Raw genomic sequence first — 21,977 nt, forward strand, 5'->3', positions numbered from 1 at the left:
GTCATCCGGATGGAGGCATACCGCACCACGATAACGGGTATCAGTGCGGGGCTAAAAACCGAGCAGGTCAGACCACCCGTGAGGGGCGGTCTGACCTGTCCGGAAGCTGTGGCTCAGAAGCCGTGACCCACGCGGAGTGGATCAGTTCTTCTGGATCTGGTCGAAGCTGCTCGACCGGGGTCTCGCGACCGAAGATCTCGACGAGCCCCTTGACCTTCTTCGAGTCGGGGTTGATCTCGTTGATGGTCGCCTGGAGCGTGGCGAACGGGCCGTCGGTGACGGTGACCGAGTCGCCGACCTCGAAGTCCAGGACCTCGACGGTGCGCTTGACGGCGGGCGCGGGCAGACCGGCCTCTTCCGCGGCGGCCTTGGCGGCCTTCTCCTGCGCCTCCGGGGCGAGCATCTTGACGATCTCGTCCAGGGTCAGCGGGTACGGGTCGTACGCGTTGCCCACGAAGCCGGTGACGCCGGGGGTGTTGCGGACGACGCCCCAGGACTCGTTCGTCAGATCCATGCGGACGAGAACGTAGCCGGGCAGCTTGTTCTGCCGGACGTTCTTGCGCTCGCCGTTCTTGATCTGGACGATCTCTTCCTCGGGCACCTCGGCCTGGTAGATGAACTCCTCGACGTTCAGCGAGACGGCACGCTGCTCCAGGTTGGCCTTCACGCGCTTCTCGTAGCCGGCGTAGGTGTGGATCACGTACCACTCGCCGGGGAGGAGGCGCAGCTCCTCGCGCAGGGCCTGGATCGGGTCGACCGGCTCGGCGGGCTCGGCCTCTTCGGCCTCCTCCGCGATCTCGGCGTCGTCGGCGGCCTCTTCGAGCTCGGTTTCGGCCTCGGCCTCGTCCGCGTCCTCGTCCGTGACGTGGATCGCGGCCTCCTCGGCGGCTTCACCCGCCTCGGCGTCGGCGAGCTCGGCTTCGTCCGGGTCCACAGCGTCCGCCGCCTCGACGATGTCGAGCTCGTCCTCGACGGACTCGACGGAGTCGTGGCTCACGTTCAGGTTCGGGTCAGACACGGTGGCTGCTTCTTCCTGGATACAAAAGGTGGTGGAACATGCGAAAACGGGCGACACCATCAAGGCGCCGCCCCCCGCGGGGATCAGCCGAAGACGAACTTGATGGCCTTTTCAAACCCGAAGTCAATCACGGTCACCAGACCGATCATGATGACCACGAAGACAATCACCACGGTGGTGTACGTCGTGAGCTGGTTGCGAGTCGGCCAAACAACCTTGCGGAGTTCCGCGATGATCTGGCGGTAGAAAAGCGCGAGACGGCCCAGGGGGCCCTTCTTGCCGCGCTTGCCGCCCTTGCGGGCCTTCTTCTCGCGCGTCTCGTCCTCGGCATCAGGCATGTCGATGGAGCCCAGGGCGTCCGTCACGTCTCTCACCTGAATCCGGGTCGTGGCCGTACCGCGCCCGGTTGCGCCGCACGGCGTTGCATCTAAGTACGTACCTGCGCACACACGTCCGAGAAGGAGTGTGGAGCAGGGCCGGAGGGACTCGAACCCCCAACCGCTGGTTTTGGAGACCAGTGCTCTACCAATTGAGCTACGACCCTTTGCGTCCCCCAACCTACCGCATCCGGGCGAGTGCGCGGAGTGCTCACGCTCTGCAGCGGCCGGCGAGGTCCAACGACAGGTGAGTGTACGTGAACCGGGCCGTGACGTCGAACAGCACCCGACCTGACATGGTCGAGTCCGTTGACTGAAACGGTGTGCGGCGCCTTCTCGCGGTCTGGGACGATTGCCGGTATGACCTCTGCAACGCCTTCCTCCGAGCGCCGGGTGTCCGCCCGTATCGGCGCCATTTCCGAGTCCGCCACCCTCGCCGTGGACGCCAAGGCCAAGGCCCTCAAGGCCGCCGGACGCCCGGTGATCGGCTTCGGCGCGGGCGAGCCCGACTTCCCGACCCCGGACTACATCGTCGAGGCCGCGGTCGAGGCCTGCCGCAACCCCAAGTACCACCGCTACACGCCGGCCGGCGGTCTGCCGGAGCTGAAGGCGGCCATCGCGGCCAAGACGCTGCGCGACTCCGGTTACGAGGTCGAGGCGTCGCAGGTCCTGGTGACCAACGGCGGCAAGCAGGCGATCTACGAGGCCTTCGCGGCCGTCCTGGACCCGGGTGACGAGGTCATCGTCCCGGCGCCGTACTGGACCACCTACCCGGAGTCGATCCGTCTCGCCGGCGGCGTCCCGGTCGAGGTCGTCGCCGACGAGACCACCGGTTACCGGGTCTCCGTCGAGCAGCTGGAGGCCGCGCGCACCGAGCGCACCAAGGTCGTCCTGTTCGTCTCCCCGTCCAACCCGACCGGTGCCGTCTACAGCGAGGCCGACGCGAAGGCGATCGGCGAGTGGGCCGCCGAGCACGGCCTGTGGGTGCTGACGGACGAGATCTACGAGCACCTGGTCTACGGGGACGCGAAGTTCACCTCGCTGCCGGTCCTGGTGCCGGCCCTGCGGGACAAGTGCATCATCGTCAACGGCGTCGCCAAGACGTACGCGATGACGGGCTGGCGGGTGGGCTGGGTCATCGCCCCGCAGGACGTCGTCAAGGCGGCGACGAACCTGCAGTCGCACGCCACCTCCAACGTCTCCAACGTGGCCCAGGTCGCCGCGCTGGCCGCCGTCTCGGGCAACCTGGACGCGGTCGCCGAGATGCGCAAGGCCTTCGACCGCCGTCGCCAGACGATGGTCAAGATGCTGAACGAGATCGACGGCGTCTTCTGCCCGACCCCCGAGGGCGCGTTCTACGCGTACCCGTCGGTCAAGGAACTGCTCGGCAAGGAGATCCGCGGCAAGCGCCCGCAGACCTCCGTCGAGCTGGCCGCCCTGATCCTGGACGAGGCCGAGGTCGCGGTCGTCCCCGGCGAGGCCTTCGGCACCCCCGGCTACCTGCGCCTCTCGTACGCCCTGGGCGACGAGGACCTGGTCGAGGGCGTGTCCCGCATCCAGAAGCTGCTGGCCGAGGCCAAGGCCTAGGCCTCGGGCGGCCCGCGGCACGAACCGGGCGGCGGCACCCCGCGGGGTGCCGCCGCCCCGGCGTTTCCGGACCCGTCGGCCCCCCCGGCCCGCCCGGCCCGCCCGGCCCCGCCGGCACCATCAGCCCCGCCCGGCGTTCGAGGCGCAGGTCCGGGCGTCGCCCGGGAGCCCCTTACGGCCGCTCTCGCGTTCGAGCAAGCCCCCGAAAGGGAAAACCCCCTCCCGCCGAGCGCAGCGGTACGGCAGGATCACCGGATGGAGCACGCACGCGATCTCACGCTTCTGCCGAAGGCCCACCTCCACCTGCACTTCACCGGGTCGATGCGACCATCGACCCTCCTGGAGCTCGCCGACAAGTACGGCGTCCGGCTTCCCGACGCCCTGACCGCCGGAGAGCCCCCCAAGCTGCGCGCCACCGACGAGCGGGGCTGGTTCCGCTTCCAGCGGCTCTACGACGCCGCCCGCTCGTGCCTGCGCGAGCCCGAGGACATCCGGCGCCTGGTCCGGGAGGCCGCGGAGGAGGACGTCCGCGACGGCAGCGGCTGGCTGGAGATCCAGGTGGATCCCACTTCCTACGCCCCGCTGCTGGGCGGGATGATCCCGGCCGTCGAGATCATCCTCGACGCCGTCGACGCGGCCTCCCGCGAGACGGGCCTCGGCATGCGGGTCCTGATCGCCGCCAACCGCATGAAGCACCCCCTCGACGCCCGCACCCTGGCCCGCCTCGCCGTGCGCTACGCCGACCGCGGCGTCGTCGGTTTCGGCCTCTCCAACGACGAGCGCCGCGGCATGGCCCGCGACTTCGACCGGGCCTTCGCGATCGCCCGCGAGGGCGGGCTCCTGGCGGCCCCGCACGGTGGAGAAGCTCACCGGCCCGTCCTCGGTCCGCGACTGCCTCGACGACCTGCACGCCGCCCGCATCGGGCACGGCGTGCGGGCCGCGGAGGACCCCCGGCTGCTGAAGCGGCTCGCGGACCGGCAGATCACCTGCGAGGTCTGCCCCGCCTCGAACGTCGCCCTGGGCGTGTACGAGCGGCCCGAGGACGTCCCGCTGCGCACGCTGTTCGAGGCCGGGGTGCCGATGGCGCTGGGCGCGGACGACCCGCTGCTGTTCGGGTCGCGGCTGGCGGCCCAGTACGAGATCGCCCGCCGCCACCACGGCTTCACGGATCCGGAGCTCGCCGAGCTGGCCCGCCAGTCGGTGCGCGGCAGCGCCGCGCCGGACGAGGTGCAGGCCAAGCTGCTGGCCGGGATCGACCACTGGCTCAGCGGGTGAGCCGCAGGTCCCCCTCGTAGCAGTCGGCGCGCACCCGGCGGCCGTCCGGGAAGCCGATCTCCAGGTGGGTGCGGCCCTGTTCGGGCACGGCGAACTCGGCGACCGAGGAGACGGTCTCGCCCAGGTGCCGCAGGAAGGGATGGTCGCCGAGGTCCTCGCCGACCTCGATGCGGCCCCACTCCCCCATGTCGTACGGCGCGTGGGGCGGGGCGGACTCGACGATGAGGCACTGGTCGGAGCCGGTGGTGATCCGGATGGAGTCGCCGACGCTGTCGATCAGCCAGACGTCGAGGGGGGACTCGGAGCGTTCGCCGTCGCTGACGTGCCAGGACGCGACGACCCTGCTGAGCGTGCGACCCACGAGCCGAGTGGGGTCCGTACCGGCCCCGTGACGGGGACAGAGCATGGGCGGCCGGGGCTCCTCAGATGCTGACGCCGACCGTCACCGGCTCGTTGACGAGCGTGACGCCGAAGGCCGCGTGGACGCCCGCGACGACCTCGCGGGCCAGGGCGAGGAGGTCCTCGGTGGTGGCCCCGCCCCGGTTGGTGAGGGCGAGGGTGTGCTTGGTGGAGATGCGCGCGGGACCGGTGCCGTAGCCCTTGGTGAAGCCGGCCTTGTCGATCAGCCAGGCCGCGCTGGTCTTCGTACGGCCCTCGCCGGCGGGGTAGGCGGGCGGGGCGGTGTCGGGGCCGAGGCGGTCCTGGGCGCGGGCGAGGAAGGCGGCGTAGGCCTCGTCGGTCAGGATCGGGTTGTGGAAGAAGGAGCCGGCCGACCAGGTGTCGTGGTCCGCGGGGTCGAGGACCATGCCCTTGCCGGCGCGCAGCCGCAGGACGGTTTCGCGGGCGGTGGCGGCGGGGACGCGGTCGCCGGCCTCGACGCCGAGGGCGCGGGCGGTCTCCGGGTACTTGATCGGCGCCGAGAGGCCGCCGGCGTCCTCCAGGGCGAAGCGCACGCGCAGGACGACGTAGCGGTCGGGCTGGTCCTTGAAGGTGCTGTTGCGGTACCGGAAGGCGCACTCGGCGGCAGTGAGGGTGACCGTGTCGCCGGTGGTGCGGTCGTAGGCGACGACCTCGGTGATGGTGTCGCAGACCTCCTGGCCGTAGGCCCCGACGTTCTGGATCGGGGTGGCGCCGGCCGAGCCGGGGATCCCGGTGAGGCATTCGATGCCGGCGAGGCCGGCTTCGACGGTGCGGGCGACGGCGTCGCTCCAGTTCTCGCCGGCGGCGAGCTCCAGGGTGGTGCCGTCGAGTGTGAAGCCGGTGGTCGCGATGCGCAGGGCGGTGCCGTCGAAGCCCTGGTCGCCGATGACCAGGTTGCTGCCGCCGCCGATGATCAGGAGCGGCGTGCCGCTCTCGTCCGCGGCGCGCACGGTGGCGACGACCTCGGCGTCGGTGGTCGCGGTGACCAGGCGGGCGGCGGGACCACCGAGACGGAAGGTGGTCAGCGGGGCGAGGGGGGCTTCGTGGAGTTCCTGCACGTGGACAAGAGTACGGTCCGTGCCCCTCGCATCCCTGCGGGGCCACGGACCGTCGTCGTTCGTCCCCCGGGCGGACCGGGTCAGCGGTGCGTCTCCTGCTCGGCGAGGCGGCGTTCGGCCTCGGTCCACGTGATCGGCAGCTCGGCGGCCGGCACGGTCCAGTAGGTGAAGACGGATTCCTTCATGTACGCGCCGGCGGCGCGGGCGCTGGTGCGGTGGGGCTCGCTGCGGGCGAAGCGGTGGAGCGCGTCGCGGTCCTCCCATGCGGAGAGGGTGAGGAAGGTGCGCCGCAGGACGCGGGCGCGGAGGGCGACGCCGTGGGCGCCGGGGGCGCGGCGCATCTGGCGGATGATGCCGGGTGCCTTGAGGAGGAACCTGACGGCGCCGGTGAGGGTGGCGGTCTCGAAGCGGGAGGCCATGACGTAGGCCTCGGCGCCGGGCTCGGCCGGGGTGGGCGTGGACCAGGGGATGTCGGGCATGGGGTGCTCCTTGTGCTCCTGGGTGCGGATCCGGTCGGTGGGGTGGGGGCTTGCGCAGGTGCGCGGTCCCTCCGTACGTACGCGGGGCCTTCCGTACGTACGGGTCCCGGGTCAGCCGGTGGCGGCGACCTTCTCCGGGGCGGTGGCGGTGCGGCCCGCGGGGACCCGGGCGGTCGTGGACCGGCGGGGCACCAGGAGGGCCAGACCGGCGGCGAGGGCGACCGCTGCGGCGCCGATCCAGAGGGCGGGGACGGTGCCGTCGGTGAAGGCCTGCGGGGACTCGTAGCCGCCCTGGGCGGAGAAGACGGAGGCCAGCACGGCGACGCCGAGGGCTCCGCCGAGCTCGCGCAGGGCGTTGTTGGCGCCCGAGGCCCGGCCCTGGTCGGCGGGGCGGACGGTGGACATCAGGACGTTGGCCGCGGGGGCGAAGTAGAGGGCCATGCCGATCCCGCTGAGGATCAGCGGCGGCAGCTGCGCGGCGTACGAGACGTCCGTGCTCAGGACCGCCGCGAACCAGCCCAGGCCGAGCGCCTGGAACGCGAGCCCGGCGGCGACGACGGGGCGGCCGCCGATGCGGTCGGAGAGGATCCCGGCGAGCGGGGCCACGATCATCGGCATCCCGGTCCAGGGGAGCATCCGCACGCCGGCTTCGGTGGGCGAGTAGCCGGCGACGCCCTGGAGGAACTGGCTGAGCAGGAAGATCGAACCGAACATGCCGAGGAACATCAGCAGGCTGGCCAGGTTGATCCCCAGGAAGCCGCGGTCACGGAAGAGCCGCATGGGAAGCATGGGGTCGGCGTGGGTGGCTCCGTGGTGAATGAAGCCGGCGACGAGGGCGGAGCCGAGGATCAGGCCGGTGAGGACGGGTGCGCTGGTCCAGCCCTCGGAGTTGGCGTTGACCAGGGCGTAGACGATGCCGAAGAGGCCGCCGCTGATGAGCAGGGTGCCGGGGATGTCGAGGCGGGCGCCGGGGGCGGTGGACTCGGCCAGGCGCAGGCGGGCGAGCGGGATCAGGGCCAGGCCTATGGGCACGTTGAGCCAGAAGATCCACTGCCACGAGATGTGCTCGGTGAGGCTGCCGCCGATGAGGGGGCCGCTGGCGACGGCGAGGCCGGTGACGGCTCCGTAGATACCGAGGGCCATGCCGCGTCGGGCTGCGGGGACGGCCGCGGTGAGGAGGGTCAGGGTGAGCGGCATCATGACGGCGGCTCCCACGCCCTGCACGGCGCGGGCGGCGATGAGCGCGTCGATCCCGGGTGAGAGGGCGGCCGCGGCGGAGGCACCGGTGAAGACGGCGAGGCCCGCGATGAACAGCCGGCGGCGGCCGAAGCGGTCCCCGAGGGCGGCGCCGAACATGAGGAGGACGGCGAAGGTGAGCGTGTAGGCGTTCACCGTCCACTCCAGGTCCTCCAGGCCGCCGCCGAGGTCCGCGCGGATGGCGGGGAGGGCGGTGGTCACGACGAGGTTGTCGAGGGCCGCCATGAAGCTGGCGACGCCGGTGAGGACGAGGGCCCATACGGCGGGCCCGCGGAGCTTGGTGTCGACGTCTTGCGTGTGCACGTTTCCCCCTGTGAGTTGTTAGTTATTGCTGACTAACTTTTTGGCCCATGCGCATGTGCGCGAGGTCGCGCGCATGCGTCACTTCTCCAGGCGTCCGGTGGTGCGGGCCGACGGGTAGAACCCCTCCCACACCCGGTGTCCGGGCGGGAACCCCATCGCGGCCAGCGTGTTGATCAGCATCCCGTAGGCCATGAAGGTCGTCGTCTCCCGCGGGTCCGCACCGAGCGGGAGGTGGACGGTGTCCCAGAGTTCCATCCACCCCTGGCGGACCAGCTCGCCGAGTTCGTGATCGCCGGCCGCCTCGGCAGCTGCGACGGTGACGTACATCTGGAGCTGCATCTGGAGCTTGTCGGGATCCTCCGTGATCAGCCGGGTGTAGGCGTTGGCCATGGCGCGCTCGGCCTCCTCGCCGCTCAGCCCCTCCACGGCGGCGGCGAACACGTCGCGCGTGTCCCGCAGGCAGCGCTCGGACGCGGCCAGGAACATCGCCTGCTTGTTGGGGAAGAGCCGGAAGAGGTACGGCTGCGAGACACCCACCCGCTTGGCGATCGCCTCGGTGGACGTCCCGTAGTACCCGCCCCGGGCGAACTCGTGCATCGCCGCCCGGATGACGCTCTCGCGCCTCTCCTCTGCGCTCATCCTTGCCATACGAAGAAGTTAGTGCTCAATCACTAACTTCGTCAAGCCTTGGCTGCGGGTGCGATCGGCGACGAGGGGGCGGGGGCACCGAGGGGGCGGGAGCACCGAGGGGGCGGGAGCCCCACCCCCTCGGATTCGGGCTCTCAGGCGAGCGCGACCACCGCGCGGGACATGCCGAGGACCTTCTGGCCCGCGCTCATGGCGGTCAGGTCGACCCGTACCCGGTTGTCGTCCAGCTTCGCCGCGACCTTGGCGCTGACCTCGATGAGGCCGCCCTCGTCGTCGTTGGGGACCACGACGGGCTTGGTGAAGCGCACGCCGTACTCGACCACCGCCCCCGGGTCGCCCACCCAGTCGGTAACCACGCGGATCGCCTCGGCCATGGTGAACATGCCGTGCGCGATCACGTCCGGCAGCCCGACCTCCTTGGCGAACTTCTCGTTCCAGTGGATCGGGTTGAAGTCGCCCGAGGCGCCGGCGTACTGGACGAGCGAGGCGCGGGTCACGGGGAAGGACGCCGCGGGCAGTTCGGTGCCGACCTCGACGTCGGCGTACTTGATCTGCGCTGCCATGTCAGGCCTCCTCGGGGGCGCGGGAGACGAGCTTCGTCCACGCCGTCACCACGTGCTCGCCGGTCTCGTCATGGACCTCGCCGCGGACGTCGATGATGTCGTTGCCCGCGAGGGACTTCACGGCCTCGATGGTGGAGGTCACCGACAGGCGGTCACCGGCACGCACCGGGCGGGAGTACGCGAACTTCTGGTCGCCGTGCACGACGCGGGTGTAGTCCAGCCCGAGCTGCGGGTCCTGGACGACCGCGCCGGCCGCCTTGAACGTGATGGCGAACACGAAAGTCGGCGGGGCGATCACATCGGAGTGGCCGTAGGCCTTCGCCGCCTCGGGGTCGGTGTAGACGGGATTGGCGTCACCCACCGCGACCGCGAATTCGCGGATCTTCTCCCGGCCGACCTCGTACGGCTCGGTGGGCGGGTAGCTCCGCCCCACGAAGGACTGGTCGAGAGCCATGACTCACTACCTCCTGTTGAAGGGACACGAAACACACAGGGACAAAGACTGGAGGGGCCGGGCACGAAAACGACACGAGGCCGCCCCCAATGAAGGGGACGACCTCATGACGGTGCCTGTATTCGAGACTTCGCTGGGGTCAGCGGGTCTCGCGGTGCGCGGTGTGCGAGTTGCAGCGCGGGCAGTGCTTCTTCATCTCCATGCGGTCCGGGTTGTTACGCCGGTTCTTCTTGGTGATGTAGTTCCGCTCCTTGCACTCCACGCAGGCCAGCGTGATCTTCGGGCGGACGTCGGTGGCAGCCACGTGAGTGCTCCTTGACGGACTATGGGACGGATGAACGCATAAAAGAGTAGCCGATCGGGAGACCGACCCCGCAATCGGCTACTGTGGGTAGCGGCGACCGGACTTGAACCGGTGACACAGCGATTATGAGCCGCTTGCTCTACCGACTGAGCTACGCCGCTTTGATGTGATCAGCTCCCCACCCGAGGGTGGGGAACCTCTCTCACCAGAGCCCCAATGCGGAATCGAACCGCAGACCTTCTCCTTACCATGGAGACGCTCTACCGACTGAGCTATTGGGGCGAGCGATGAAGACATTACACGGTTGCCCGCCGATCGCCCAAATCCTTTGCGGGAGCAGGGCTCCGAGGGGGTTCGGAAGCCGCTCCCGATCAACCCGCAGGCCCCTGCCGCCCCCTTTTTCCCGCCGATTGTGCCCGGGCTCACACGTCCCGCCCGCTCCCGCCCGGACGACAGCTGCCCGCTTCCGGACGACGGCTGCCCGCTTCCGGGAGGACGGCTCCGCGCGGGCGTCGCGGACGGTGGGCGGGGCGGCCCCGCCGCAGGTGCGTACGCGCGCGGTCACGGCCGCCGGGCACAACCGGTACGACTATTGCCCTCTTCCGCGAAGCGGGGTGCCTCGCGCCCTAGGCTCGGAGCACGCTGCGTGATCTTGGGCCGCGGGCCCCGGCCACGGCGCCAGGTACCGCCCGAGCCCCCGCAGGAGCGCGATGTCCGACAGCCAGCCGCAGCAGCCGTCCCCGTCCCCGTCCCCCCGCAGCGGCAACGGCAACGCGGCCGCCGCCGAGGCCACCACTCTGCTCCTCGCCGGGGCCCGGCTCACGGACGGCCGTACGGTCGACGTCCGGCTCGGCGGCGGCCGGATCCAGGCCGTCGCAGCCGCGGGCAGCCTCTCCTCCCCCGTGCTGTCCCGGGTGGACCTCAGCGGCTACCTACTGCTCCCCGCGCCCGCCGAGCCGCACGCCCACGGGGACACCGCGCTGACCGCCGACGGCGACGGGCCCGTCTCGTACGCGCTCGACGACGTCCAGCGCCGGGCCACGGAAGCCGCCCTGCTCCAGCTCGGCCACGGTGCGACCGCGATGCGCTCCCACGTGCGCATCGGCGACGTGCACGGCCTCGGCCCCCTGGAGGCCGTGCTCCAGGCCCGGCGCTCCCTGCGCGGGCTCGCCGATCTCACCGCGGTGGCCGTTCCCCGGTTGCTGACCGGGGTGGCCGGGGCGGACGGGCTCGCCATGCTGCGGGACGCGGTGAAAATGGGCGCCGCCGTGATCGGAGGCTGCCCGGACCTGGACCCGGACCCCACGGGCTTCGTGGAAGCCGTCCTGGCGGTCGCCGACGAGCACGGCTGCCCGGTGGACCTCCACACGGACGGTGACGACCCGGCCCGCCTCGCCCGGCTCGCGGCCATGGCGGGCGGACTGCGCACCGGGGTGACCATCGGCCCCTGCGGGGGTCTGTCCCGGCTACCGCTGGACGCGGCCGCCCGCGCCGCCGACCGGCTGGCCGCGGCCGGGGTACGGGTGACCTGCCTGCCCCAGGGCGACTGCGCGGCGCTGGAACGCCGCGGGCTGCGCACCGCCCCCGTACGGCTGCTCCGGGCCGCCGGCGTACGGGTCGCGGCCGGGAGCGGGGCGCTGCGGGACGCCGGGAACCCGGTCGGCCGGGGCGACCCGCTGGAGGCCGCGTACCTGCTGGCCTCCCAGGGCGGTCTGCGCCCCGGCGAGGCCTACGACTGCGTCAGCGCCTGCGCCCGCGAGGCGATGGGCCTGCCGGAGGTGCGGCTGGAGGCCGGCTTCCCCGCGGAGCTGCTCGCCGTGCGCGGGGACCGCATCGCGGGGGTGCTGTCCCTGGCGTACAGCCGGATCGTGATCCACCGCGGGCGGGTGGTGGCCCGTACGAGCGCCGTGCGCGAGTACTGCGACTCCGCCGTCGCGGTGGCCCTGGACCTCCCCCGGCAGGGCCGCACGGAAGCCGGGCCGTAGGAGCCCGAGGGGGTGACTTGCCGGGCGGGGGCGGGCTGCTCGTCGTACGGTCGGGGCATGCGCATCGTCATCGCGGGTGGACACGGTCGGATCGCGCTGCGGCTGGAGCGCCTGCTCGCCGCGCGCGGGTACGAGGTCGCGGGCATCATCCGCGACCCCGAGCAGGGCGACCACCTCAGGGAGGCGGGCGCCGAACCGGTGCTCTGCGACCTGGAATCGGCCACGGTGGAGCACGTGGCGGGGATCCTGCAGGGCGCGGACGTGGCGGTGTTCGCGGCGGGCGCCGGCCCCGGCAGCGGTGCCGGGCGCAAGGACACCGTGGACCGGGGCGCTGCGGTGCTGTTCGCCGACGCGGCCGAACGGGCCCGTGTGCGCCGCTTCCTGATGGTCTCTTCGATGGGCGCGGACGCCCATCACGAGGGTGACGAGGTGTTCGACGTCTACCTGCGGGCGAAGGGCGAGGCCGACGACCACGTACGGACCCGGCTGGGTCTGGAGTGGACGGTGCTGCGGCCCGGCTCGCTGCTCGACGACGCGGGGAAGGGGCTGGTCCGCCTGGAGGTGCGGACGGGCCGCGGAGCGGTGCCGCGCGACGACGTGGCGGCGGTGCTGGCCGAGCTGGTGGAGACGCCCGCGACGGCGGGGCTGACCCTGGAGCTGATCTCCGGTTCGACGCCGGTCGAGGTGGCCGTCAAGGACGTGGCGGGGAACTGACGGCCCGGCGGGAGGGCCGGTTCCGGGGGAGGCCGGCTCCGGGGCCGGAGCCGGCCTCCCCCGCCGGTGGCTCAGAACCCGGCTTCGACCTTGTCGTCCGAGCGTCCGACCGAGTCCTGCTGGTAGCGGTTCTCGTAGGCGTCGCGGATCCGCTCGATGCGCACGCTGCGGTCGTCGGCGTCCTTCTCCGGGTAGAGCAGGACCACTTCGTAGGACGCCTCACGGACGGTCTTGCCGTTCTCGCCGCGCCATTGGCCGTACCCGTCGTGGAGGGTCAGCCCCTCGGGGAATGCGGGGGTGATCTCCTGGTCGAGGAACCGCATGAACTCCCGCTCCGCGACCGGGGCCCCGCCGTCGGTCCGTTCGGTGCCGAAGTACAGCCGGGTCTCCCGGTAGGGCTCCCCCACGTCCGTGTGCAGGGCGGCTCCCATGAGAGCCGGGATCCCCGCGCCGAGCAGGGCGATGAGAACGCCGCCGCCGACCTTCCCGCGCGTGTCAGATGTCCATTTCACCCCCGGTGAACGACCGCGGGCCCCCGACGATGCGGCCGTCACTCCCCCGGCGACCCCCGGTCCGGGAAGCGAAAGAACCCCCGTCCACTGCGTTTCCGCAGATGAACGGGGGTTCCACTCGCGTGGCGGCGCCAGGATTCGAACCTGGGTAGGCTAAGCCGACGGATTTACAGTCCGCTCCCATTGGCCACTCGGGCACACCGCCATGGGATGTCGCCTTCAAGGCCGCTTTTCCGCGGCTCTCCCTGGCAACGACGTAAACGATACCTGATGACCGGGGGTGCTTCGCCACCGGATTGATCAGCGCCGTGGGTGGGTGCGGCGGCCGGGGCGTGCCGTGGCGATCGGCCGGTTCAGGGAGCCCCGGGAGCCCCGCATGATCGGCGGGAGACCCCCTAGGCTTTGCCGAGCGGTCCGGGGATGTCCGGCCGCGCCCTCCGGGGCGATCGCAACCGACTTCAAGGAGCCACAGCACATGGCCGACTCCAGTTTCGACATCGTCTCGAAGGTCGAGCGGCAGGAGGTCGACAACGCCCTCAACCAGGCCGCCAAGGAGCTCTCGCAGCGCTACGACTTCAAGGGCACCGGCGCCACCATCGCCTGGTCCGGCGAGAAGATCCTCATGGAGGCGAACTCCGAGGAGCGCGTCAAGGCCGTCCTCGACGTCTTCGAGACCAAGCTGGTCAAGCGCGGGATCTCGCTCAAGGCGCTGGACGCCGGTGAGCCGCAGCTGTCCGGCAAGGAGTACAAGATCTTCGCCACCATCGAGGAGGGCATCTCCCAGGAGAACGCCAAGAAGGTGGCGAAGATCATCCGTGACGAGGGCCCGAAGGGCGTCAAGGCCCAGGTCCAGGGTGACGAGCTGCGCGTCAGCTCCAAGAGCCGCGACGACCTCCAGGCCGTCCAGGCCCTCCTCAAGGGCAAGGACCTGGACTTCGCGATCCAGTTCGTGAACTACCGCTGACCCAGGTCCTCGACCTGCCACCACGCCGGCCCGGCGGTCCTCACCGACCGCCGGGCCGCGGTGGTTCGCGGGGTGCGTGGGGTGCGTGTGCCGGGCGCGTGCGGCGCACGCGCCGCCGCGGGCTCCCATGGGCACTTGGGCGGCGCGGAGTGCGCCCGCCACGGTGGATGCATCACATCACCGCGTGGCAGGGGGATCTCGCATGCCTGGGGCCGGCACGTTTCGCGCAGACTTCGGGGCGTCCGTCGTCGTCGCACTGGTCGCCGTCCCCCTGTGCGTGGGGGTGGCGGTCGCCTCCGGGGTCCCCGCCGAACTGGGGATCGTCACCGGCGTGGTCGGGGGGCTGGTCACGGGCTGGTTCCGCGGGAGCTCCCTCCAGGTGAGCGGCCCCGCGGCCGGCCTCACCGTGCTCGTGTACGAGGCGGTGCAGGCGTACGGCGCGGCCGCCCTCGGCGTGCTGGTACTGGCCGCGGGCCTGGTGCAGCTGGGCATGGGGGCGCTGCGGCTCGGGCGGTGGTTCCGGGCGATCTCCGTGGCCGTCGTGCACGGCATGCTGGCCGGCATCGGGCTCGTGCTGATCTCGGGGCAGCTGTACGCCCTGGGCGGCGCGGAGGCCCCCGGGCACACCCTGGCGAAGCTGGGCGGGGTGCACGGCCTGGCGGCGCGGGCCGACTGGGCGGCGGTGCTGCTCGGGGCCGGGACCATCGCCGTCATGATGGCGTGGCGGCGGGTGCCCGCCCGCCTGCGGCTGGTGCCCGGCGCGCTGGTCGGCGTGGCCGCCGCAGGCGCCGCGGCCGCCCTGCTGGGGCTGCCCGTCGAGAAGGTGCGGGTGACGGGGGTCCTGGAGGCGGTGTCCCCGCCCGCCTGGAGCGAGTTCGAGGTGCTGGCCTCCTTCGGTGCGGTCGGGACGGTGGTCGCGCTCGCGCTGATCGCCTCCGCCGAGACCCTCTTCAGCGCCGCCGCCGTGGACCGGATGCACGACGGACCCCGCACGGAGTACGACCGGGAGCTGATCGCCCAGGGCGTGGGCAACGGTGTCTGCGGGCTGCTCGGGGCCCTGCCGATGACCGCCGTGATCGTCCGCAGCGCCGCCAACGTGGAGGCCGGCGCCCGCACCCGGGCGGCCCGCATCATGCACGGCGGCTGGCTGCTGCTCTTCGCCGTGGCCCTCCCCCAGGTGCTGGAGAGGGTGCCGCTCGCCGCCCTCGCCGGGGTGCTCCTGTACGCGGGATGGAAGCTCCTGCCGGTCAGGGCGGTGTTCACGCTCTGGCGCACGCACCGGGGCGAGGCGGTGGTGCTGGTCTCCACGGCCTGCGCGATCGTCGTCACCAACCTCTTCGAGGGGGTGCTGGTCGGGCTGGGGCTCGCCATCGCCAAGGCGGCCTGGGAGACCTCCCACGTGCACGTCGAGGAGGTGTGGGAGGACGGGGAGCTGTGCGTGCGCGTCACGGGCAACGCCAGCTTCCTGCGGCTGCCGAAGCTGCTCGACGCCCTGGAGGCGCTGCCGCACGGACAGCCGGTCCGGCTCGACCTGAGCGGCCTGCGCCATCTCGACCACGCCTGTCTGACCGCCCTGGAGGGCTGGGAGCGCACCCGCACGTCCCTCCCCCGCCGCGAGGGCGTCACCTGACCCCCTTACCCTCCGCCCGTGACGGATGAACTGAAACGCACTCTGGGAGTGTCCGACGCGGTCGTCGTCGGACTCGGCGCGATGGTGGGTGCCGGGGTCTTCGCGGCCTTCGCCCCGGCCGCGGGAGCCGCGGGCGGGGCGCTCCTCGCCGCTCTCGCGGTCGCGGCCCTCGTGGCCTACTGCAACGCGCACTCCTCGGCGCGGCTGGCCGCCCGCCATCCGGCCTCCGGGGGCACGTACGTGTACGGGCGGGAACGGCTCGGGCCCTTCTGGGGCTATCTGGCCGGCTGGGGGTTCGTGATCGGCAAGACCGCGTCCTGCGGGGCGATGGCCCTGACGGTGGGGGCCTACGTGTGGCCCGGGCGGGAGCACGCCGTGGCCGTGGCGGCGGTGGTGGCGGTCACCGCCGCGAGCTACGGCGGTGTCCAGAAGTCCGCGCGGATCGCCCGGCTGATCGTTGCGGCGGTCCTGGCCGTGCTGGCCGCGGTGGTCGTGATGTGCCTGTCCTCGGGTGCGGCGGCGCCGGAGCGGCTGGGCGGACCGGACTGGACGGTCTTCGGACTGCTGCAGGGCGCGGGTCTGCTGTTCTTCGCTTTCGCGGGCTATGCGCGGATCACCACCCTGGGCGAGGAGGTGCGTGACCCGGAACGGACGATCCCGCGGGCGGTGCCGCTCGCGCTGGGGATCGCTCTGCTGGTGTACGCGGCGGTGGCGGTGGCGCTGCTGTCGGTGCTCGGGGCCGAGGGGCTGGCGGGGTCGTCGGCGCCGCTGGCCGACGCGGTCCGGGCGGCGGGCGTGCCGGGACTGGCGCCGGCCGTCCGGGTGGGCGCGGCGCTGGCCGCGCTGGGCTCTCTGCTGGCCCTGGTGCTCGGGGTGTCGCGGACGGTCCTGGCGATGGCCCGGGACGGCCATTTCCCGCGCGCGTTGGCCGCCGTGCACCCCCGGTACGGGGTGCCGCACCGTGCCGAGCTCGCGGTGGGGGCGGTGGTGGCGGTGCTCGCGGCCACCGCCGATCTGCGGGGCGCGATCGGTTTCTCCTCCTTCGGCGTGCTCGCCTATTACGCGATCGCGAACGCCTCCGCGTGGACTCTCGATTCAGGTGTCAAGGGGCGGGCCGTGGCAGCGGTCGGGCTGTCCGGCTGTGTGGTGCTGGCGTGCGCGCTGCCCCTCGCGTCGGTGGTCGCGGGGGCCGCCGTACTGGTTCTGGGCGTGTTGGCGTACCGGGTGCGCGGCCGGCTCACACCCGGGATCTGAACTCCGCCCAGGGGACCGGTTCCAGGTCCTGGTCCTCCCCCAGGGCGGACTCCTCACAGAACCATGCGGTGCCGTCGAGCCAGCCGCGCAGCCAGCCCGCCAGGCTGGGGGCGTCGATGGACCAGGCGAGGTCGGGCTCGCCCGGATTCGGGTCGAACAGCAGGACCTGGGCGGTGTCGGATCTGCAGTCGACGCAGGCGTACACGGCGCAGCCGAGGTCGGCGACGGGCAGGACCGCGTCGGGCCACCGCCAGCCGGAGGCGCGTTGCGCCGCGTGGGCGGCGAGGGCCTGACGCAGGGGCAGCAGCCCGGGGTGCGGGCCGAATCCGCCGTCCGCGACGCGGGTGTAGAGACGGGCGAGCAGGGGCGGCAGGGCGAAGCCGAGTATGTCCTCGGCACGGGTGATCTCCCCGGCGCCCAGGGGCGCCGGCAGGGGCTCCGCGTGCTCTCCGTGCCCGTGCGCGGAGGTGCGCGCACGGGCTGCGACTTGCTCCAGCAACTGCTCGGTCTCGTTCATGCGTTCATGGTGACGCACCCCACCGACAGCCGCCCCGGCCTGTGGACAACTCCTGACCGGGCCGCGTCAGAGACGGGTCAGCGGGCGGCGAACGGGGCGTCCGTGGGGACGATTTCGCGGCCCAGCGGGAGCAGGGAGAGCGGGACCATCTTGAAGTTGGCGATGCCGAAGGGGATGCCGATGATCGTGACGCAGAGCGCGATGCCCGTGACGATGTGGCCCAGTGCGAGCCACCAGCCGGCGAGGACGAGCCAGAGCACGTTGCCGATGCAGGACGGGGCGCCCGCGTCGTGGCGCTCGACCGTGGTGTAGCCGAACGGCCAGAGGGCGTAGACGGCGATGCGGAAGGCGGCGATGCCGAAGGGGATGCCGATGATCGTGACGCAGAGGAGCACGCCGGCGAGCACGTATCCCAGGAACAGCCAGATGCCGCTGAGGATGAGCCAGATGACGTTCAGGATTGTCTTCATTGGCGGCGGCCTGCCATCTGTTCGAGCCGGGCGATGCGCTCGGCCATCGGAGGGTGGGTCGAGAACATCCTGGTCAGTCCCTGACCGGGGCGGAAGGGGTTGGCGATCATCATATGACTCGCCGTCTCCAGTCGTGGTTCGGGCGGCAGCGGGAGCTGTTTGGTCCCCGCGTCGAGCTTGCGCAGGGCGCTGGCCAGGGCCAGCGGGTCCCCGGTGAGCTGGGCGCCGGAGGCGTCGGCCTCGTACTCGCGCGAGCGGCTGATGGCCAGCTGGATCACGGAGGCGGCCAGCGGCCCCAGGATCATGATCAGCAGCATGCCGATCAGGCCGGGACCCTCGTCGTCGTTCGACCGGCCGACGGGGATGAGCCAGGCGAAGTTCACCAGGAACATGATCACCGAGGCGAGTGCGCCGGCGACCGACGAGATGAGGATGTCGCGGTTGTAGACGTGGCTGAGCTCGTGGCCGATGACCCCGCGCAGCTCGCGCTCGTCGAGGATGCGCAGGATGCCCTCGGTGCAGCACACCGCGGCGTTGCGCGGATTGCGGCCGGTCGCGAAGGCGTTCGGCGCCTCGGTGGGCGAGATGTAGAGGCGTGGCATGGGCTGGCGCGCGGACGTGGAGAGCTCCCGCACCATGCGGTAGAGCTGGGGGGCCTCGAATTCGCTGACGGGGCGGGCGCGCATCGCGCGCAGAGCGAGTTTGTCGCTGTTCCAGTACGCGTAGGCGTTCGTCCCGAGTGCGACGACGACGGCGACGATCAGGCCGGTCCGGCCGAAGAAGCTGCCGATGACGATGATGAGTGCGGACAGCCCGCCGAGGAGTACGGCGGTCTTGAGCCCGTTGTGCCGGCGGTGCACGGTACGCCCTCCAAATGGTGCGGCAGGGGAGCCCGTCATGGATCTGAGGGTCTACGGTCCAGTGGACCCTCCCTTCCTGGTCAACGCGAGGTGAGGGCGTCTGGTTCCCAGGGCGTGCCGGGGCAGGGGCCCGCCGCCGCCCCCCTCGGCGGGGACGGCGGGGCCGCCGTGCGCGTTGCTCCGTACGGGCTGGCCGGCCCGTGACGGGCTACTGCGTGAAGAGGCTGCCCGACGCGACGCGCAGGACGAGCTGCGGTGCGCCCGAGAGGACGACCGCGGTGATCGCGGTCGCGACGATGGCCGCCGCGACCGGCCAGGGGGCCTTCGTACGGGCCGGTGCGCCGTCCTGCACGGCCTCCGCGCCCTCGGGCGCGCGGAAGAGCAGCGCCGTCCAGCGCAGGTAGTAGTACAGGGCGATGACGACGTTGACCGCCATGAGCACGGCCAGCCAGCCCAGACCGGCGTCGACGGCGGACTGGAAGACGGTGACCTTGGCGAAGAGCCCGATGATGCCCGGCGGCAGGCCTGCCAGGCACAGCAGGAAGAAGGCCAGGGAGAGGGCGGCCAGCGGACGCTCTGCGTACAGGCCGCGGTAGTCGCTGATGCGGTGGAGCGGCTTGGTACGGGCGACGAGGGCGGCCACGGCGAAGGCGCCGAGGTTCACGGCGGCGTACATGAGGGCGTAGGCGAGGGTGGAGCCGATCTGGTCGCGCTCGGTGTACGCGGCGGCGGCGATCGGGACGAGCAGGTAGCCCGCCTGGCCGACCGAGGACCAGGCGAGCAGCCGTACGGCGCTGTTCGGGCGGTCCGCGGACTGGCGCACCGCGGCGGCGTTGCCCAGGGTCATGGTGAGGGCGGCGAGGACGGCGATGGCCGGGCCCCAGACCTGCGAGTACGCCGGGAAGGCGATCACCGTGACGAGGATGAGGCCGGTGAAGCCCACGGCCTTGCCGATCACCGAGAGGTAGCCGGCGATGGGAAGGGGCGCGCCGACGTAGGTGTCGGGGACCCAGAAGTGGAAGGGGACGGCCGCGGTCTTGAACGCGAAACCGACCAGGGTGAGCGCGACACCGGCCGTGGCGAGGGTGTCGAACTGCCCGGGGACGTCCTCCAGGCGGTCCGCGACCTGGGAGAGGTGCAGCGAGCCGGTGACTGCGTAGACGAAGCTGACACCCATCAGCGACACGGCGGTGGCGGTGACGGAGGACAGGAAGAACTTCAGGGCTGCCTCGGAGGAGAGCCGGTCGCCGCGCCGCATGCCCACGAGGGCGAAGGCGGGCAGGGACGCCACCTCCAGGGCGACGATCAGGGTCGCGAGGTCGCGGGAGGCGGGCAGCAGGGCGGCGCCGGCCGCGGAGGAGAGCAGCAGGAACCAGTACTCGCCGGCGGGCATCCGCGTGTCGCGCACGGCGGTGACCGACAGGAGCGCGGTGAGCAGGGCTCCGGCCAGCACGAGGAACTGCACGACGACCGTGAAGTGGTCGACGGTGTAGCTGCAGGCCTCCGGGTCGGCGGTGAGGCAGAAGGTGGCGCGGTCGCCGGCGCGCAGCGGGATCAGGGCGGCGGTCGCGGCGGCCAGGCCGGCCACCGAGATCCAGCCGAGGACCGCCTTGTGCCGTTCGGCGACGAACAGGTCGGCCACGAGGACGGCCAGGCCGACGACCGCGGTGATCACCACGGGTGCGACGGCGAGCCAGTCGACGGACTGGACCAGGCTGGGGGTCTCGGCCGCGAGGACCGTCAGGGCCGTCATGAGGTGCCTCCTGCGAGGAGCTGCTGAACGGCCGGGTCGGTCAGGCCGAGGAGGAGCGCGGGCCACAGGCCGGCGAGGACGGTGAGGGCGACGAGCGGGGTCCAGGCGGCGAACTCGTAGCGGTGGACGTCCGCGACGGTGAGCTCGGGGCCGGCCGCGGGGTCTCCCATGCAGACGCGCCGTACGACGACCAGCAGGTAGGCGGCGGTGAGCAGGGTGCCGAACGCGCCGACGGCCGTGTACGTGAGGAACGCGGCCCGGGGCAGGCCCTCGGCCGGGTCGAAGGCGCCGAAGAGGGCCAGCATCTCGCCCCAGAAGCCGGCGAGGCCGGGAAGGCCGAGGGAGGCGACGGCGGCGAAGGCCAGGAGGGCGCCGAGGCGGGGGGCGCGGCCGTAGAGGGCGGCGCCGGTGGCTCCGGCGAGGGTGTCGAGGTCGGCGGTGCCGTAGCGGTCCTTGAGGGCGCCGACCAGGAAGAAGAGGAGGCCGGTGATCAGGCCGTGGGCGATGTTGGCGAAGAGGGCGCCGTTGACGCCCGTGGGGGTCATGGACGCGATGCCGAGGAGGACGAAGCCCATGTGGCCGACGGAGGAGTAGGCGATGAGGCGCTTGAGGTCGCCCTTGTTCCCCTGGCGGGCGAGCGCGAGGCAGGCGAGGGATCCGTAGACGATGCCGACGACGGCGAAGGCGCCCAGGTAGGGGGCGAAGGTGGCCATGCCGTCGGGGGTGACGGGGAGCAGGATGCGGACGAACCCGTACGTGCCCATCTTGAGCAGGACGCCGGCCAGCAGCACGGATCCGACGGTGGGGGCGGCGGTGTGGGCGTCGGGCAGCCAGCTGTGCAGGGGCCACATCGGGGTCTTCACCGCGAGGCCGGCGCCGATGGCGAGGACCGCCAGGAGCTGGGTGGTGCGGGACAGTTCGCGGCCGTTGTCAGAGGCGAGTGCCACCATGTCGAATGTGTCCGCCGTCACACCGATGAGGAGGAGGCCGAGCAGCATCACGACGGAGCCGAGCAGCGTGTAGAGGATGAACTTCCAGGCGGCGGCCTGCCGCTGGGCACCGCCCCAGCGGGCGATGAGGAAGTACATCGGGATGAGGACCATCTCGAAGGCGAGGAAGAACAGCAGCAGGTCGAGGACGGCGAAGGTCGCGAGGGTGCCGGACTCGAGGACGAGGAGCAGCGCGACGAAGGCCTTCGGGGAAGGGCCTGCGGGGATCTTGAAGTAGCTGTAGAGCGCGCAGAGGAAGAACAACAGCGCGGTCATCAGGAGGAGGGGGAGCGAAATGCCGTCGACACCGAGGTGGATCCGGACGTCCAGCGCCGGGATCCAGCTGATGTCCGTCGTCGCCTGGAAGCGGGACGGGGCGTCGTGGTCGAAGCCGAGGGTGAGGGCGATCGCCGCGGCGAGGACCACGCCGGTCACGGTCACGCCGTGGCGGAGGACGGCCTGCTCGGGGCTGCGGCCCTTGAGGCCGGGCGGGGCCGGCAGGAGGGCCGCGACGGCGCCCAGGAGCGGTACGGCCAGCATGAACGCGAGAAGGAACTGCATCACGGACGGGCTGATATCAATCAC

21 protein-coding genes, 4 tRNA genes and 2 pseudogenes are annotated in these 21,977 nt (G+C 71.9%); 7 read left to right on the forward strand and 20 right to left on the reverse strand.

Going from position 1 to position 21,977, the window contains the following annotated elements; translation table 11 throughout:
* Positions 1-141: 141 nt before the first annotated feature.
* From nusG to AC2RP6_RS17500, 3 genes and pseudogenes are all read right to left on the reverse strand, one after another.
* Positions 142-1,018 (reverse strand): annotated as a pseudogene (gene nusG / locus AC2RP6_RS17490) (transcription termination/antitermination protein NusG).
* 83 nt (positions 1,019-1,101) lie between these two features.
* Positions 1,102-1,383, reverse strand: coding sequence for a preprotein translocase subunit SecE (gene secE, locus AC2RP6_RS17495; RefSeq protein ID WP_030008443.1), 282 nt, complete (start codon positions 1,381-1,383; stop codon positions 1,102-1,104).
* A gap of 106 nt (positions 1,384-1,489) precedes the next feature.
* Positions 1,490-1,562: transfer RNA gene (locus tag AC2RP6_RS17500), tRNA-Trp, on the reverse strand.
* A 193-nt stretch (positions 1,563-1,755) separates the two neighbouring features.
* Here AC2RP6_RS17500 and AC2RP6_RS17505 point away from each other — a divergent pair.
* Both AC2RP6_RS17505 and AC2RP6_RS17510 read left to right on the forward strand, forming a co-directional pair.
* On the forward strand, positions 1,756-2,982 hold the full coding sequence (locus AC2RP6_RS17505; RefSeq protein WP_030026641.1) for a pyridoxal phosphate-dependent aminotransferase: 1,227 nt from the start codon (positions 1,756-1,758) through the stop codon (positions 2,980-2,982).
* 255 nt (positions 2,983-3,237) lie between these two features.
* Positions 3,238-4,258: pseudogene (locus tag AC2RP6_RS17510) on the forward strand (adenosine deaminase).
* On the opposite strand, the gene AC2RP6_RS17515 reads toward AC2RP6_RS17510, so the two are convergent.
* The 10 genes from AC2RP6_RS17515 to AC2RP6_RS17560 all read right to left on the reverse strand — a co-directional run bounded on the left by AC2RP6_RS17515 (position 4,248) and on the right by AC2RP6_RS17560 (position 10,026).
* Positions 4,248-4,619, reverse strand: coding sequence for a hypothetical protein (locus tag AC2RP6_RS17515; RefSeq protein ID WP_486447037.1), 372 nt, complete (start codon positions 4,617-4,619; stop codon positions 4,248-4,250). The pseudogene AC2RP6_RS17510 and the gene AC2RP6_RS17515 sit on opposite strands and share 11 nt — an antisense overlap.
* 61 nt (positions 4,620-4,680) lie before the next feature.
* Positions 4,681-5,820 (reverse strand): UDP-N-acetylmuramate dehydrogenase, encoded by a 1,140-nt coding sequence (locus tag AC2RP6_RS17520; RefSeq protein WP_486450362.1) that lies wholly within the window; start codon positions 5,818-5,820, stop codon positions 4,681-4,683.
* Positions 5,817-6,215 (reverse strand): DUF3291 domain-containing protein, encoded by a 399-nt coding sequence (locus AC2RP6_RS17525; RefSeq protein WP_486447038.1) that lies wholly within the window; start codon positions 6,213-6,215, stop codon positions 5,817-5,819. The genes AC2RP6_RS17520 and AC2RP6_RS17525 overlap by 4 nt, the downstream gene beginning before the upstream one ends.
* 111 nt (positions 6,216-6,326) lie before the next feature.
* Positions 6,327-7,775, reverse strand: coding sequence for a DHA2 family efflux MFS transporter permease subunit (locus AC2RP6_RS17530; protein WP_486447039.1), 1,449 nt, complete (start codon positions 7,773-7,775; stop codon positions 6,327-6,329).
* 78 nt (positions 7,776-7,853) lie between these two features.
* Positions 7,854-8,423, reverse strand: a complete 570-nt coding sequence (locus tag AC2RP6_RS17535; RefSeq protein ID WP_486447040.1) for a TetR/AcrR family transcriptional regulator — start codon at positions 8,421-8,423, stop codon at positions 7,854-7,856.
* A 134-nt stretch (positions 8,424-8,557) separates the two neighbouring features.
* On the reverse strand, positions 8,558-8,986 hold the full coding sequence (locus tag AC2RP6_RS17540; protein ID WP_486447041.1) for a MaoC family dehydratase: 429 nt from the start codon (positions 8,984-8,986) through the stop codon (positions 8,558-8,560).
* Between the two features lies 1 nt (position 8,987).
* Complete coding sequence (locus AC2RP6_RS17545) at positions 8,988-9,440, reverse strand: FAS1-like dehydratase domain-containing protein (RefSeq protein WP_486447042.1); 453 nt, start codon at positions 9,438-9,440, stop codon at positions 8,988-8,990.
* Positions 9,441-9,579: 139 nt separating this feature from the next.
* On the reverse strand, positions 9,580-9,744 hold the full coding sequence (gene rpmG / locus AC2RP6_RS17550; RefSeq protein WP_007265873.1) for a 50S ribosomal protein L33: 165 nt from the start codon (positions 9,742-9,744) through the stop codon (positions 9,580-9,582).
* A gap of 88 nt (positions 9,745-9,832) precedes the next feature.
* Positions 9,833-9,905: transfer RNA gene (locus AC2RP6_RS17555), tRNA-Met, on the reverse strand.
* Between the two features lie 48 nt (positions 9,906-9,953).
* Positions 9,954-10,026 (reverse strand) — tRNA-Thr (locus tag AC2RP6_RS17560).
* Positions 10,027-10,454: 428 nt separating this feature from the next.
* Here AC2RP6_RS17560 and AC2RP6_RS17565 point away from each other — a divergent pair.
* Positions 10,455-11,729, forward strand: coding sequence for an amidohydrolase family protein (locus AC2RP6_RS17565; protein WP_486447043.1), 1,275 nt, complete (start codon positions 10,455-10,457; stop codon positions 11,727-11,729).
* 57 nt (positions 11,730-11,786) lie between these two features.
* Positions 11,787-12,443 carry an SDR family oxidoreductase gene (locus tag AC2RP6_RS17570; protein ID WP_486447044.1) on the forward strand — a complete coding sequence of 219 codons (657 nt, stop codon included), beginning with the start codon at positions 11,787-11,789 and terminating at the stop codon, positions 12,441-12,443.
* A gap of 71 nt (positions 12,444-12,514) precedes the next feature.
* On the opposite strand, the gene AC2RP6_RS17575 is transcribed toward AC2RP6_RS17570, so the two are convergent.
* Both AC2RP6_RS17575 and AC2RP6_RS17580 read right to left on the reverse strand, forming a co-directional pair.
* Positions 12,515-12,955, reverse strand: coding sequence for a DUF3574 domain-containing protein (locus tag AC2RP6_RS17575; RefSeq protein WP_486447045.1), 441 nt, complete (start codon positions 12,953-12,955; stop codon positions 12,515-12,517).
* A gap of 123 nt (positions 12,956-13,078) precedes the next feature.
* Positions 13,079-13,160 (reverse strand) — tRNA-Tyr (locus AC2RP6_RS17580).
* Positions 13,161-13,430: 270 nt separating this feature from the next.
* Between AC2RP6_RS17580 and AC2RP6_RS17585 the strand changes: the two genes are divergently transcribed.
* The 3 genes from AC2RP6_RS17585 to AC2RP6_RS17595 all read left to right on the forward strand — a co-directional run bounded on the left by AC2RP6_RS17585 (position 13,431) and on the right by AC2RP6_RS17595 (position 16,803).
* Positions 13,431-13,919: a YajQ family cyclic di-GMP-binding protein gene (locus AC2RP6_RS17585; protein WP_030030284.1), complete on the forward strand. Its 489-nt coding sequence runs from the start codon at positions 13,431-13,433 to the stop codon at positions 13,917-13,919.
* 202 nt (positions 13,920-14,121) lie between these two features.
* Complete coding sequence (locus AC2RP6_RS17590) at positions 14,122-15,549, forward strand: SulP family inorganic anion transporter (RefSeq protein ID WP_486447046.1); 1,428 nt, start codon at positions 14,122-14,124, stop codon at positions 15,547-15,549.
* An 18-nt stretch (positions 15,550-15,567) separates the two neighbouring features.
* On the forward strand, positions 15,568-16,803 hold the full coding sequence (locus AC2RP6_RS17595) for an APC family permease (protein WP_486447047.1): 1,236 nt from the start codon (positions 15,568-15,570) through the stop codon (positions 16,801-16,803).
* Here AC2RP6_RS17595 and AC2RP6_RS17600 read toward each other — a convergent pair.
* The 5 genes from AC2RP6_RS17600 to AC2RP6_RS17620 form a co-directional block, all read right to left on the reverse strand.
* Positions 16,787-17,320 carry an SMI1/KNR4 family protein gene (locus AC2RP6_RS17600; RefSeq protein ID WP_486447048.1) on the reverse strand — a complete coding sequence of 178 codons (534 nt, stop codon included), beginning with the start codon at positions 17,318-17,320 and terminating at the stop codon, positions 16,787-16,789. The genes AC2RP6_RS17595 and AC2RP6_RS17600 overlap by 17 nt on opposite strands.
* Positions 17,321-17,397: 77 nt before the next feature.
* Positions 17,398-17,790: a YccF domain-containing protein gene (locus AC2RP6_RS17605; RefSeq protein WP_486447049.1), complete on the reverse strand. Its 393-nt coding sequence runs from the start codon at positions 17,788-17,790 to the stop codon at positions 17,398-17,400.
* On the reverse strand, positions 17,787-18,650 hold the full coding sequence (gene htpX, locus AC2RP6_RS17610; protein WP_486447050.1) for a zinc metalloprotease HtpX: 864 nt from the start codon (positions 18,648-18,650) through the stop codon (positions 17,787-17,789). The genes AC2RP6_RS17605 and htpX overlap by 4 nt, the downstream gene beginning before the upstream one ends.
* Before the next feature lie 208 nt (positions 18,651-18,858).
* Positions 18,859-20,403: an NADH-quinone oxidoreductase subunit N gene (locus AC2RP6_RS17615; RefSeq protein WP_486447051.1), complete on the reverse strand. Its 1,545-nt coding sequence runs from the start codon at positions 20,401-20,403 to the stop codon at positions 18,859-18,861.
* Entirely contained in the window at positions 20,400-21,977 is a 1,578-nt protein-coding gene (locus AC2RP6_RS17620) for a complex I subunit 4 family protein (protein WP_486447052.1), read from the reverse strand. Before AC2RP6_RS17620 ends, AC2RP6_RS17615 begins: the two co-directional genes overlap by 4 nt.

This window comes from Streptomyces sp. WAC03905 (assembly GCF_057371075.1).